The organism is Flavobacterium sp. J372, from assembly GCF_024699965.1.
Taxonomy (GTDB): domain Bacteria; phylum Bacteroidota; class Bacteroidia; order Flavobacteriales; family Flavobacteriaceae; genus Flavobacterium.
In genome coordinates, this window is the sequence record NZ_JAJOMZ010000004.1 from 1,990,754 (window position 1) to 2,005,192 (window position 14,439).

The 14,439-nt window shown below is 40.2% G+C and carries 12 protein-coding genes; 7 read left to right on the top strand and 5 right to left on the bottom strand.

Annotation, left to right across the window (positions count from 1 at the left end):
- The first annotated feature begins 145 nt into the window (after positions 1-145).
- From LRS05_RS09885 to LRS05_RS09905, 5 genes are all read left to right on the top strand, one after another.
- Positions 146-958 carry a hypothetical protein gene (locus LRS05_RS09885; protein ID WP_257868180.1) on the top strand — a complete coding sequence of 271 codons (813 nt, stop codon included), beginning with the start codon at positions 146-148 and terminating at the stop codon, positions 956-958.
- Between the two features lie 215 nt (positions 959-1,173).
- The gene (locus tag LRS05_RS09890; RefSeq protein ID WP_257868181.1) at positions 1,174-2,394 is read left to right on the top strand and encodes a HEAT repeat domain-containing protein; all 1,221 of its coding nucleotides are present in this window, start codon (positions 1,174-1,176) and stop codon (positions 2,392-2,394) included.
- Positions 2,395-2,479: 85 nt separating this feature from the next.
- Complete coding sequence (locus tag LRS05_RS09895) at positions 2,480-6,745, top strand: tetratricopeptide repeat protein (RefSeq protein WP_257868182.1); 4,266 nt, start codon at positions 2,480-2,482, stop codon at positions 6,743-6,745.
- 9 nt (positions 6,746-6,754) lie between these two features.
- Positions 6,755-8,890 carry a DUF4838 domain-containing protein gene (locus LRS05_RS09900; RefSeq protein ID WP_257868183.1) on the top strand — a complete coding sequence of 712 codons (2,136 nt, stop codon included), beginning with the start codon at positions 6,755-6,757 and terminating at the stop codon, positions 8,888-8,890.
- A gap of 5 nt (positions 8,891-8,895) precedes the next feature.
- The gene (locus tag LRS05_RS09905; protein WP_257868184.1) at positions 8,896-9,423 is read left to right on the top strand and encodes a DUF1573 domain-containing protein; all 528 of its coding nucleotides are present in this window, start codon (positions 8,896-8,898) and stop codon (positions 9,421-9,423) included.
- Positions 9,424-9,578: 155 nt separating this feature from the next.
- On the opposite strand, the gene LRS05_RS09910 is transcribed toward LRS05_RS09905, so the two are convergent.
- The 5 genes from LRS05_RS09910 to LRS05_RS09930 form a co-directional block, all read right to left on the bottom strand.
- Positions 9,579-9,965 carry an ankyrin repeat domain-containing protein gene (locus LRS05_RS09910; RefSeq protein ID WP_257868185.1) on the bottom strand — a complete coding sequence of 129 codons (387 nt, stop codon included), beginning with the start codon at positions 9,963-9,965 and terminating at the stop codon, positions 9,579-9,581.
- A 242-nt stretch (positions 9,966-10,207) separates the two neighbouring features.
- A complete protein-coding gene (locus tag LRS05_RS09915) occupies positions 10,208-11,158 on the bottom strand; it encodes a phosphoribosylaminoimidazolesuccinocarboxamide synthase (RefSeq protein ID WP_257868186.1) in 951 nt (316 codons plus the stop codon).
- A gap of 56 nt (positions 11,159-11,214) precedes the next feature.
- Complete coding sequence (locus tag LRS05_RS09920; protein WP_257868187.1) at positions 11,215-11,595, bottom strand: hypothetical protein; 381 nt, start codon at positions 11,593-11,595, stop codon at positions 11,215-11,217.
- 53 nt (positions 11,596-11,648) lie between these two features.
- Positions 11,649-12,056 (bottom strand): lipocalin family protein, encoded by a 408-nt coding sequence (locus tag LRS05_RS09925; RefSeq protein ID WP_257868188.1) that lies wholly within the window; start codon positions 12,054-12,056, stop codon positions 11,649-11,651.
- A gap of 44 nt (positions 12,057-12,100) precedes the next feature.
- Complete coding sequence (locus LRS05_RS09930) at positions 12,101-13,048, bottom strand: PhoH family protein (RefSeq protein WP_257868189.1); 948 nt, start codon at positions 13,046-13,048, stop codon at positions 12,101-12,103.
- A gap of 104 nt (positions 13,049-13,152) precedes the next feature.
- Here LRS05_RS09930 and LRS05_RS09935 point away from each other — a divergent pair, with 104 nt between their 5' ends.
- Positions 13,153-13,980 carry an S-adenosyl-l-methionine hydroxide adenosyltransferase family protein gene (locus tag LRS05_RS09935; protein ID WP_257868190.1) on the top strand — a complete coding sequence of 276 codons (828 nt, stop codon included), beginning with the start codon at positions 13,153-13,155 and terminating at the stop codon, positions 13,978-13,980.
- A gap of 123 nt (positions 13,981-14,103) precedes the next feature.
- Entirely contained in the window at positions 14,104-14,400 is a 297-nt protein-coding gene (locus LRS05_RS09940; protein WP_257868191.1) for a putative quinol monooxygenase, read from the top strand.
- The last annotated feature ends 39 nt before the right edge of the window (positions 14,401-14,439 follow it).

Here is a 14,439-nt window from a genome sequence, read left to right on the forward strand (position 1 = left end):
CCCAAACCGGATGTACGAATTTACGTAGGTTATATATAACTTGTAGTAGTGTCAGAAAAAGATTGTGACACCCACATCCAACCAAAAAAATGCGAAATGCCAAAAGCACGTAGCAGCACATTTAATTAAAAATTAGATAAGAGCTATGAACTTCTCAACCAGAAAAATACAAAACAACAAGATGTTGTTTGTATACAGCAACGGCCAGACAAGGGAAACTGAATTTACAGAAGTTGAATATCATGGTGATAACTATGTACTTGCCAGGGAAAAAGGAAGTATGTTTTATACGCTGCTAGACCTTAATGGCAATGAGGGTGAAAAGAAAGTGTATGTTGTGCACAGGTTTAAAAACGGTAAGCTGCTTACTTACAGTACTTTTGAAAAGCGATATGTGCCAAGTGACGGACAGCCGTATGTTATAAATTATAATGTATACAAAATGTATGATGCAGACACGCGCAAATCATACACCATAAATGTTGTGCAGAGTGACAGCTTGCTTTCAGTTGATGGCGATAGTGCTGAAGCATGCAAAGTTGTACAATTAGGAGATAAGTATCTTAATAAAGAGATGTTCAGGTTTAATGAACTTATATTCTCTGAAATGATTGAGGATAAATTTGTTCTGAACGCGGGATTAACAGCATCACCGGGTAAAAACAATGATAGCTTTGACTTTAACAGGTATATTGACAGAAGAGTATGGAGTGTTGCAGATGTTACAAGCCTTGTGGCTTTTAATGGTGAAAATGACATAACTGTTTCAAGAAGAGGTGTAACTTTCAATGAAGCACAGGCAGGGCTTTTTGCTGTAATTGATAATGATGCGCAATTTAAATTCCATGAAAATTATTCTGATAAAGATGCGCTTGCCCAGTCGGCATATACTGCACGGGCACGTAAATCAAGATGGAATAACCTGCTAAACAGGCTAATAGACTATAATGATAATTAGTTGTTTTTGCAAATAATTGAAAATTAGATTATTATGATTGAAAAATATCTATAATATTAAATAAATTATTTAATAATTAGAAATTCTTATGGTCAAATAGATATTAACAATGTAAGTATTTTACTGGTTCTTAAAATTGTGTTAATTTTACCCCCGGATATCAGAAGCCCCCCGAAGATAACCGAGTCCCCAACTAACAAAATTAATGCTATTTTATGTTCTACATTTTAGATTACATTGAGCACTACTGGATATCCATTAGCTCATTTCCGTTTGTCATCCAGGTGGCAATCTTTTTTATCATGTTCAGTTGCGCCATGACGGCAACACTCATGATTAATGTATTTACTGTTAGGCGTGCTAAGCAATTAAAGGAAATTATTGTAAAAGACCACAGGCCTAAAATCTTCTCATTCCTGCGAAATATCCTTATTTCTCCTGAAGATTACACTGATGCAGAAGTAGCTTCCTTGTGGCAAGAGCAGTTCGGGCCCCTTAACAAAAAGGCCTATATTTCTCTTATCCCAACCCTTGAAGATGTTGCTAAACAGGAAAAGCAGCTTATCGGGTCTACAAATTACAACGCTATAATTGCAGGCCTAAAAGTTGACAGCTATCTTGAAAAAAGGCTTGATTTTTCAAGTACGCGTGTTCGTTTAAGGGCATTCCAGTCGCTTTCAAGGCTTGAGCTGACAATTTCAGATTCAAAGATACTTCCGCACACTTATGCCCGCAATACGTCATTACGTAAAGAATCGCGTGCATCTTACGTAGGTGTAAGTAACAACGACCCATTTAAGTTCTTCGAGCTTGATAATGAGATGAATCAGTGGGACCACATAAGCCTGATGCAGCAATTTGAACTACACCACAGCGATAAATTGCCCAACTTCAGCAAATGGATTAAATATTCAAAAGATAAAGCGCAGATACTGTTCTTTGTAAAGCTTGTTGCACATTTCAGGCAGGAGCAGTCTATAAGCACAGTAATTGAACTTTTAAATCATGAAGACCACGCAATACGCAGGGAAGCGATACTTGCGGTAGGTAAAATGCAGGTAAGGGATATTGAAAACCATTTGGTGAAAATGTACTTTACACAAACATTGCTTTGCCAAAATGCCATAATTGAAGCAGTTTCATATATAAATTCAGGCAAGTCACTCGGCTTTCTAAAGATGGCATATGAACTGGCAAACAATAATGATTCTAAAAAGCTTATTGCCGAAGTAATATATCTGTATGGTAAGCAGGGGCAGCAATTATTTAAAGAGCTTGTTGCCAAAGCGGAAGGATTTGACCAGCTTATACTAAAGCATGTGGAGAATCCGTTGATTCCGTCGGCGCTTAAAACTTATCATGCCAACTTCAAAAATTACAGGGTACGCGCATCAGGCAGTGTAGTTCACATACCGGGCGATTCTGCAATTTCTTAATAAACCCACACCTTAAATTTCGGCAATATAATGGGAACTACGGATAATTTTTTTCGAGTACTTTGTATTTTTCTATGCCTCATCAATGTTCCTGGTTTATATGGTGCTTGCTGTTATGTCTTTCATAAACATATCGCGCTACCGCACCTATAACTCACGTACAGATGACCAGTTTCTTCTTGACTCACCGCTTACGCCGGGCATCTCTGTAGTAGCGCCTGCTTACAATGAAGAGAAGACGATAATCGTTAATGTAAAATCGCTGCTAACGCTTAATTACCCTCTTTTTGAGGTGATTATTGTAAACGACGGAAGTAAAGACAGGACTCTGGAATTTTTAATAGAAGAATTTGAACTGGTTGAAACGCCTTACGCTTATGTTGAGCGGATTAAAACCAAGCCCTTTAAAAGGATTTTTAAATCTACTAACCCCCAATACTCTAAGCTTACAGTTGTAGATAAAGCAAATGGAGGTACAAAAGCCGACGCATCAAATGCAGGTATAAACGCGGCACAATACCCTTACTTTCTCTGCACTGATGTAGACTGTATATTGGAAAGGAACACCCTGCTAAGAATGATAAAACCGGTACTTAACTCTAATACCAGGGTAGTTTCGGTAGGAGCAACACTTAGGATGTCTAACAGCTGTGATGTTGTTGACGGTGTTATAGAGCGTGTGAAGCCGCCTGAAAAATGGATACCACGTTTCCAGGAAATGGAATACCTGCGTGCTTACCTTTTTGGGAAAATGGGGTGGAGCCTGATAAACTGTGTACCAAATGTATCAGGTGGTCTGGGTCTTTTTGATAAAGAAGTTGCAGTAAACGCAGGTGGTTATGACGGTGGGTCTCACGCTGAAGACATGGATATAATGGTGAAGATGGCTGCATATATGATAAACAACCATCAAAAATACAGGATTGATTACATACCTGTTTCATGCTGCTGGACAGAAGGGCCGCCAAACGTGAAGATTCTTGGCCGCCAGCGTACACGCTGGGCAACCGGGCTGGCACAAATTTTCTTTGTACACCGTAAAATATTATTTAATCCCAGATATAAAAAACTTGGGCTTGTAACATTTCCCTTCCAGCTTATATATGAGTTTCTTGCTCCGGTTATTGAGTTTGCGGGCATATTGTATTTTATATACTTGATATTAAAGAATGATGTAAACTGGGATATGGCGGGTTATATTTTTCTGTATTCTTACTCGCTTGCCATCATGTTCGGTACGCTGGTAATACTTATGGATAATTTTGTGAAGCGCCAGTACCAGACATCTCGCGAAACATTAAAGCTGTGGCTTATGGTATTTTTAGAACCATTTATATATCACCCGCTTTTAATTTATTTCTCGCTAAAAGGGTATTTCAACTTTTATACTTCACGCCAGATGGAGTGGGGAACCATGACCCGACAGGGCTTTGACAATGACAAAAAGGAGCTAAACCACTTAATACCACTAATGCAAATGTTTAAGATTATAAGCAATAAAAAGGTATTTGTGCTGGCAGCCTTTATAATTATACTTGTGTCAGGCAATGCATATGCGCAGGATTATTCGTCAGATGACTACTATGCCATGGCAAAGAAAGAGGGTAATGAAAAGCGCAATTTTAAAAAAGCGGCTGAATACTGCGAAAAAGCAAGTGAGCTGGCACCGCTTGATATGGATATACGCGAATATCTGGGGAAATGTTATATGGAGCTTGGCCAGCTTGACAAGGCCCGCATCATTTTACTTGAAGTATTGCAACGCAGCCCAAAAAGGGTTGATTCACGGCATTATCTTTTAAATATTGATATTCAGCAGAAGCGTTATGCCAGCGCTGTATGTTATGCAAATGAATTGCTAGAGATAACGCCATATAGCAAGACATTATGGTTCAGAAAAATAGAGCTTTACCATTTAATGGATAACAGTATTGAGGCCAACAGGGAAACACGCCGCTTGTACCAGATTTTTCCTGAGGATGAAGAGATAAAACAGATGTACAACAATGTACTTAAAGAAGATGGCCGCAAAATGAATAAAACGGGAGACATCACCAGTGCTGTAAAGCAGTACGAAGATGCCCTCCGCATTAATAAACGTGACCAGGAATCTTATCTTAATCTTATAAATCTGTATATACGGTCCGGTAATTACCCGGCGGCGCTTTCAACAGCCGACAGGGGATTATATGAGCTGCCGGGCAACCGCGCCATACTTGACAAGAAAATTGGCATACTTGAAGAAATGCATGAATACCCTCGTGCAATGGATATTGTTCAGGAGCAGATACGCAAGGGTGATTCCGGTTACTACAGGCAAATGATGAAGTATCTTACCGCTGAAGCAGCCAGGCACTATAAAAACTCTGACCCGTATGAACTTTACGGAAAGCTGTATGATCAGGACAAATCAAACAAGGAGGCCCGCGAATATTTACTTAATACTGCTATAAGCCGCGGTTATTTTGCCGATGCACAGGAAATGCTTACACCTGCACTTAAAGCCGATCCTACAAATAAGGAGCTGCTTTCAAAACAACTGTATGTATATGAAAGCAGGCAGGACAAGCAGGGCCAGAGAAAGACAGTAGAGCAGCTTTATCGCCTGTATCCCGGTGATAGTGATGTACGTGATAAATATGATGCGATAACCTTTGAAGACGCCAAGGCAGAATATGCCGGCGGTAATTATAAAGGAGCGCTGCCGGTATTCATACGGTTATCATCACATCCTGTTTATGGCAGGCCCGCAGGGAATTACCTGTATGCCACATATCTTGCGCAGAAGTCTTACCCGCGCGCATTAGATCAAATAAACAGGCTTATCGATTCTTATCCGGGCGAGCAGGAATACATCCTGAAAAAGATCGATTTGCTGGCAGACATGGGTAATTATGAAGAGGCCTATTTTATGGCCAGTACATTTGCAAAGCAAAACCCGGGTAATGATGAGTACAGGTATATGCTTAATGATATTGGTACAGAGTATATAAAGCAGCTTATTGAAAAGGAAGATTATGGCACTATGAAGCTCGTGGCAGATAATATTCTTGCATCGGGCAGTAAAGACCTTCAGGCCTATAATTACGCTATAAGTGCAAGGCTGTTGGTGTCAGACTATATAGGCGCACAAGAACTTATACAGAAAGCCTTACTGCAATATCCCGGCAATAAAGAGCTAAGGCTTAAAGAAGCAGGCGTATACTCGCAATCAGGAAATCACGCCAAAGCTGTGGAAGTTTTACAGGCCTTAGTGGCAGACTATCCGTACAACAGTACTTTCAAAAGTTCGCTCGTGGAAGAAATGCTGCTGGAAGGCAAACAAAAAGAGCAGAATGAACAGTATCTTGAGGCGATCAGGATATATAACGAGATATTGCTTATAAAACCGAATGATACTGTTGCGCCAATAAGGCTTGCAAATATGTATATAAAAAGGCAGGAGTATGCCGATGCTATGCTGGTGGTTGACAAAGCCCTGACATACAATGCAGAGAACCAGGACCTGATTTACCTTAAAGGAGTTATTTATGAGCTACAGGGTGATTATAAAAATGCACGCCTTTGGCAGGGTAAATATATTCCGCCGGCACATAAACTCAAAGAACACGAGGAGCATCTTGACTACCTTGATGCTTTGATGCTGAAAAACCAGGCAATAATATCATATCTAAAGGCTACCAATGATTCTGTAAGCTTCACTACATCAGTGGCTACATTTGAGTATATGCGCTTTGAAAGAAACAACGTTTATGTAGGCCGTATTAACTATGCTGCAAGGGCAGATGGTACAGGTGTACAGGGCGAAGTAGACTGGTACCACACTTTTAAAGACAAGTCATACATCCTCGCAAATGCCGGTATAGCCAGCAAATATTTTTCTGAATATAAACTGGGGCTGTCATTTTACATGCCGTTCAGGAAAACATGGGAAGGTGAGGTAGGCTTACGCTATGCCAAACTTCCGGATGAACGTAATCTTGTAACCGGAATTTTGGGTATTGCCAAAACGTATGATAATGTATGGCTAAATGCGCGTGTATCATTGCTTAATGATGGTGAAGATATGTACCATACCATTTTAGGCCAGGCAAGGTTTTATATGCGCAATCAAAAAGATTATGCACAGGTAATGGCATCTGTAGGTACAGCACCTGAAGACCAGAAACTTGATTTCCAGACCAACACACTGCTGTCTTATGTTAACACAATGGTGGGTGCAGGTTATTTTCATTACCTGAGCAATCGTACCAGCGTTGGCGTTTTGGGCAATTGGTATAATTTCAAAGTGCAGGAAAACAGCTATCTCAACCAGTACAACCTGTTTATAACCCTAAGGACAAAATTTTAAACAGCAATAATGAAAAGATTTGTAATCTTATTGCTTTACGCCATTTCTTGCGGTTGTAATTCACAACCCGCAGACTTCCGTTTGTTTTCCAAAGGCATTTTAGTACCTGAAGTGGTTTTTGTAAATAGTGAACTTAAAGGTGCAGCCGAAAATTTCTGCAGGTTTTTTGAAGAAGCTACAGGCCAGCGCCTGGTGCCATCAGTAAAAGCAACACAGGTTGCAGGAGCAATAATAACTATTGCCTTAAACAGAGATATTGAGCCAGCAGGACATTTCCGGATAATACAACAGGATAATAAAATCAGTATAGAAGGCGAATCCCGTGATGATATCGATTCAGGCATACGGTATTTTTTCAGCCATTTTGTACATGTTGAGCCGGTAAGTGAAGGTGTCAAGAGTACGCGTCAGGTAAATGAAATAGTGATTCCTTCCGGGTTGCAATATGTACAGCAGTATGCTTTTGAATATCGCGAACCCTATTTCCCTGATAACTTTTTACCGGAATTCAGGCAATGGAACAATACCCATACCCTTGAAGAAAACTGGGGGCTTTGGGGACATAATATAGGCAAAGCAATTAAAATTACACACCCAATGTATGCCACAGTTGATGGTGTTAAAAATGATGAACAGCTTTGTTTTTCCAGTCCTGAGCTTGAAGATGCACTTATAGCTTTTATTGAACAAAAGCAAGCTGAAAACCCGTCACAGGATAAATTTATGGTGATGCCGAATGACAATGGTATGGTATGCTTGTGTGATAAATGCAAAGCGGCAGGCAATACTAAAAGTAACGCAAGCCCTGCAGTTTTTACTTTATTAAACAGCCTGGCAGAGAACTTCCCTTCAAAAGAATTTTTTAGTACGGCATACATAACAACACAATCGTCTCCAAATTTCAAACTTGCAGCAAATACGAGTGTTATGATCAGCACAATGCAGTTCCCCAAAGGTGTTGTGATTGAAAAAAGCAACAGAAGAGCTGGTATTGAAAGAACTTTTGCTGATTGGAGAGCTGTTACAAAAAAGATATACCTGTGGGACTACGCTGTAAATTTTGATAATTATTTTGATGCATACCCAACCGTTAAAATCGCGCAGCAAAACCTTAAATTTTACAAAAAGCAGGGTGTTACCGGTGTTTTTATGCATGGTAGCGAAGAGAACTATAGTTCTTTCAGTAGTGTGAAGTGCTACCTGTATGCTCAGCTTTTACAGGATCTTGATGCAGATATTGATAAGCTTACAAAGGATTTTTATATAAGACGATATCCTGCTGCGGCAGACCTCCTGAGTTCTTATTATCTTAGTCTTGAAACAAGCGCCCTCCAATCTCCAAGACAGCTTGATATTTACGGAGGCATTGTGCAATCTGAGAAAAAATATCTTGATGCGGATAGTTTTACAGATTTTTATAATAAGCTTACAGATCGCTTAAAATTACTGAGCCAAAGTGAGGCTGTTTCAATTAAACCGCTTTTGGCATCCTTTACTTTTCAGAGGCTTGAACTGATGCGCACCAAAGGCTTAGGTGAAGGTGGCTACGGGACTTTGAACGGGAATACGCTCAAGGTTACCCCACAGGCTGATATATTGCTCGACAGGCTTGCAAATCTTAGTTCAGAAGCAGGGATTAAGGTTGTAAATGAAAGCGGCCTTACAATTACTGACTACATTCGTTCCTGGAGGCGGGACATTACCCCCGGAACGTACAGAAACCTTTATTATGGCAAAAAGCTGAAGTTTACAGGCACACCTGATGAAGAGTATGCCGATATTAGTATGCTTACAGACGGCGCCACTGGCTTTACAGATTATTATAATAACTGGCTTTTAAGTACAGCAAGTGAGTTGGCGGTTGAGGTAAATGCAGATGAAGTACGGAATTTAAATTACATTGAAATGGGCTTTTTGAATGACCCGCGACATAATATATATTTTCCTGAAAAGGTTATTGTAACTATAAATGACAGGAAATATGAGGCCGTTATAGCTGCAGATGGTAACAAGAAACCTGCAAAAAAATCAGTCAAAATTCCGGTTACACTATTACCGGCAGATAAAACTATAACTATCCAGACCGTAAAACAGCAGAATTTCGCGCGAAAATCTGTCGCTTGTGATGAGGTTTGTTTCAAATAATTGTTATGAAGATATTCAAAAATACAAGACAAGTTATCGCGCTGTTACTGATAAGCGTAATCAGCCTGTTAATGTCAGGCTGCAAGAATACCGATACTGAAAACCAGTTTCTTGCAAAAACCAGCATGAAAATTGAAGACCCTGTTAGGCATTACTATCCAATACTGCAGGGACTTAAACAAAATATTATAGTGAAAGTGACCAATACCGGTAATGAGCCGCTTAAGATTTACAAGGTGCTCCCGTCATGTGGCTGTACCATTGCTAAATTTAGCACCAGCGCAATTGCTCCCGGTAATGATGCTTTTATTGAAATGGAGTATGACAGCAATAAAAACATTGGTTATGTGGGCATTTATACTACCATTATTGCTAATACTGAAAAGCACCACCATACCATGTTTTTTGACCTGAATGTGGTGCCTGAATCGCTTCATACCAAAGATTATGAAGAGCTTTATCATATTGAGCAGGAAAAAAAGGTGGCCTTCAGGAACTTGTTGAAGGCAAAACAAATGAACGCGGCTACCTAGTAGATTCAACCGAAGTGCGCAAGTTTATGTAAGCTATCGCGGCAATGACATTATTTCGCTGAAGTGCTTAAGTTAGAAAGTATAGATTTTACAAATAAAAAAGCCGTCTGTTAAATACGGACGGCTTTAATTCCCCTAAAAATTAATACGTAAACTTAAGCTTTAGCAGCTCTAAGTGCTTCTATTGCCAACGTTGCGTTTGAACGCTCAGCATATTTCATAGCTGTTTGGCCTTTATCGTCAGTATGTTTAACGTTGGCACCGTTTTCAATAAGCAGCTTGATAATATCTGCCTGGTTATAGCGTGCGGCCAGCATAAGCGGCGTCATACCGTTTGACCTTTCGTTAACATCGCAGCCGTAGTCAATGAATTTTTTTACAGCTTCGACGTCACCTTTAATAATTGCATTTGCCAATGGAGTAGTACCCCTGTAATTTTCTACAAGTGATGTTTTTGCACCTGTTACAGCTGTTGTTGAAGCCATTGCTACATTACCGAATGCTACAAGAGCGATTGCCAAAGTGAAGATTGATTTTTTCATGATGATTGATTTTTGATGATGATTTATTAAGTTTAAAAAAGTTACGTTTGTTGATTTGATGATTGAAACTCAGCTTTCTAATTTCGATTGCCCCGTTTAAAATAATAGACGCCTACAACCCACAAATGGTTACTGTTAAACTTGACTTTAACAAATATTTAACATTTTTAATCAGGTGTTAAATTTGAAGCTAAAATAAAAACCGCTGTATTTACAGCGGTTTCAAATATTTTTTAGTTTGATTATTTACTCAGGAAATTTTTTACATTTTTATCAATCCTCGAGTGAATGTCATTAGCATCCGCTTTTCCAAATTTCTCACCAATTATATTTTCATACAGCTCAATATATCTTTCGCTAACACTTTCGATATACTCATCTGTCATTTCTGGTATCTGCTGTCCTTCTTTTCCCTGAAAGCCGTTTGCAATAAGCCACTGGCGTACAAACTCTTTTGAAAGTTGTTTTTGCTGCTCACCGCTGTTTTGGCGCTGTTCATAACCATCAGCATAAAAATAGCGTGAAGAGTCGGGCGTGTGAATTTCGTCAATCAAAACAATTTTGCCGTCTTTAGTTTTGCCGAATTCATACTTTGTATCAACTAATATCAATCCGCGTGAGGCAGCAATTTCAGTCCCTTTTTCAAATAGTGCCCGGGTGTACTTTTCAAGAATGGTATATTCTTCTTCAGAAACTATACCTTTGGTAATAATATCTGCTCTTGAAATGTCAGCATCATGTTCACCATTGTCAGCTTTTGTGGTAGGTGTAATAATAGGTGAAGTGAACCTGTCATTTTCTTTCATTCCTTCCGGCAGTTCCACACCACAAAGAACTCGTTTTCCGGCAGCATATTCACGGGCTGCATGGCCGGAGAGGTAACCGCGTATCACCATCTCAACCTTAAAAGGCTCACACAAGTGGCCCACGGCAACGTTAGGGTCAGGGGTGTCAATAAGCCAGTTGGGAACAATATCTTCGGTAAGGCGCATAAACTTTGTCGCAATCTGGTTAAGTATCTGCCCTTTGTATGGTATGCCTTTTGGCAGCACTACGTCAAAAGCCGATAGTCTGTCGGTTGCTACCATTACCAAAAGTTCGTCGTTAATATTATAAACATCGCGCACTTTGCCGCGGTAAACAGATTTCTGGCCAGGAAAATTAAAATCAGTAGTTGTGATGGTGTTCATCATTTTGTGTTGTTATTTGTTGTAGTTGTGTGCGAAGATACGAAGTATGGCAATATTATTTATGCCCTGAGTTTATTGTATGTAGATAGTACAGTATTTAAAAAGCATATCATTATTATCAACGCACACCCGTAAACTGTTGCAACAAACCAAATACCGTCTTCTAAAAAATAGGTTGCCGTGGTCACCACTAATAATACTCCGTTAATTATTGAAAATATCCTGTTTGGCTTGTATTGTAATACCAGAAGGATAACATATGAAGCAAAGCAAAACAGTAGTGCAATTATGAAAGGCAGATGTATATTTATATCCCAAGCCCAGCCAATAGTCCTGTTGATGCCCCACATACCGATATTTAGTCCAATAGTAGAATAGAGAAAGTATATAAGAAGTGCTGCAGGTAGCAGTACCAAAACGTATTTTAGTTTTTTTACCATTAATTTACTTATAAGAACCTAAGAAGCTCAAAACTTAATATATGAAATTTACGTTACTGCTTAGTATATTCTGTTACAGGTAAATTTGGTTGCGAAAAATGTACCCTAAGCTGAAGCTTGGTAGCACTTAGCGACAAAATCTTGTACTGCAATGGTACTCCTCCCGGCGAATCTAAAGTAATAATATCGTTGTTTACAGTATATGTACCTTCATATGTACTACTTGTACAAGGTGTATACCCAGTGACTACCGTATGATAAAATTTACCGCTTAGCCTGAACTTTAATTTCTCACTTGATAAACAATCAGGCAAATTTGTTTGCCCTATTATATCTGTGGCAACCCATTCGCCTACAATTGCAGGGTCAATAGACAGCGGTGCGCCGCCTGTATCATTATTGTCATCATCACTGCAGCCTAAAAATGCAACAGAGATTATAAGTAAAAATAATCTTTTCATCAAGTATCTGAATTTAGTTAAGAATCTTAGGAGCTAAGCAGCTTTTAATCATGATTCTCAATACTCTTGTACGCTTCAATAATCTTCTTCACAAGGCGGTGGCGCACAATGTCTTTATCGTCAAGATAAATAATGCCTACGCCTTCAACATTTTTCAGGATGAGCAACGCCTCTTTAAGCCCGGAAGTAGTACGGCGCGGAAGGTCAACCTGCCCTGGGTCGCCCGTTATCATAAATTTGGCATTCTTGCCCATACGGGTAAGGAACATTTTCATCTGTGAGTGAGTGGTGTTCTGCGCTTCGTCGAGAATTACAAAAGCATTATCAAGCGTACGCCCGCGCATAAAGGCAAGCGGTGCAATCTGTATAATGCCTTTCAATATATAATCTTCAAGCGACTGCGGCGGAATCATATCGCGCAGTGCGTCATAAAGCGGCTGCATATACGGGTCAAGCTTTTCCTTCATGTCACCCGGTAGGAACCCCAGGTTTTCACCGGCTTCAACAGCGGGGCGGGTAAGTATGATACGGCGCACCTGTTTTTCTTTAAGCGCTTTTACGGCAAGGGCAACTCCTGTATAGGTTTTACCGGTACCTGCAGGGCCAACGGCAAACACCATATCATTCTTCGCCATATAATCCACAAGCTTTTGCTGGTTGGGCGTCATGGCCTTTATGAGCTTTCCGCCAACGCCGTGCACCAGTATCTTGTCGCTCGGATCCATCTGCTCAACCTGGCTGTCGCTTTGTATCACGCGCTCAATAACATTATCATCAATATTATTGTAGCGCGAAAAATGCAGCATCAGGCGTTTGAAGCGTTTCTCAAACTCATCAAGAATCTCTGCTTCGCCGAAAGCTTTCAGTGTGGTTCCGCGGGCAACAATTTTAAGTTTTGGGTAATATTTTTTTATGGTTTCAAGGTGGGCATCCTGTGCACCCCAGAAATCTTTTGGCGCAATGCCGTCAAGTTCGATAGTTCTTTCGTTCAAAAGAGGTAGTGTTTTAATTAAAGAATGTAGCCATTAAATTAGTAGCTTTGCATTCAAATTTAGTGATTTTTCATAACCACTTTTTAAAAGTTTTACACAATTTTATGTCAGTTATCACCCTTACAACCGACTTCGGGCTGCGCGACCATTTTGTGGGTGCGCTGAAGGGTAAGATAATTTCTGAGTATCAGGAGGCTACTATAATTGACATATCCCATCATGTAGATTTATTTAACGTGCCTGAGGCCAGCTACATAGTTGGGGCGGCATATAGCAGTTTCCCGAAGGGTACTGTGCATCTTATAGGAGTGGATTGCGAACTTACGCCTGAAACCCGCCATGTGGCAATGCAATGGAATGACCACTATTTTATTTGTGCTGATAACGGTATACTGAGCATACTCACCCAAAAGATTCTTCCGCAGAAGATAGTAGAGATAAACATACACGACCGCCTGCCTGACGGCTGCGTGGCGATGGATGTATTTGTTACCGTGGCCTGCCATCTGGCCAAGGGTGGTGCGCTAAGTGTAATTGGCCGTGAAATAATAGCACTGAAAGAGACAGCCGACCTGAACGCGGCGCCTGCATCAGATAATAGCTTTATTAAAGGGTATATCATCTATATAGACCACTTTGGCAACTGCGTGACCAACATCACCAAAAAAATGGTGAAAGAAGTGGGTAAGGGCCGTGATTTTGAAATCACCTTCAGCAACAAGAGTATTAAGTCGGTTAAGCAGCGCTACTCAGATTTTAAGGTGAATGACCGTTACTCACTAAAAGATTACGAAGGGGAGAAGCTCGCGCTGTTTAATGAAGCCGGTTTCCTTGAGATTGCTATTTATAAGAGCAATCCGCTCACGGTAGGCACGGCAAAAACCTTGTTGGGGCTCAAGTACCGGGATGCGGTGCAGGTGGTGTTTAAGTAAGTTACGGGTTGTGTGTTACGGTTGTGAGTTCGAGCGCAGTCGAGGACAAAAACAGCATCCTGACTGCGCTCAAAGTGACAATAGAAAAATAGTCAAATAGACAATATAAAATAATAAATCAGAATGTTTGTACGTATTGTAAAAATGGATTTTCATGAAGATAAGATTGAGCCGTTTCTTGCTAATTTTGAGCAGGTGAAGCAGCATATACGAAACTTCCCCGGAAACCGTTTCTTAGAACTGTACCGTGACAGGAACAATCCGTGCATATTCTTCACCTACAGCTATTGGGAGAGGGAAGAAGACCTTGAAAATTACCGGAAGTCCGACCTGTTTTGTGAAGTTTGGTCGTACACAAAGCCATTCTTCAAAAATAAAGCGGAAGCCTGGAGCGTTGACAAATTAGTCACCCTTGAATAATTGCGGTTGCGCGTTCGTACTGAACTTTATAACTTTGGA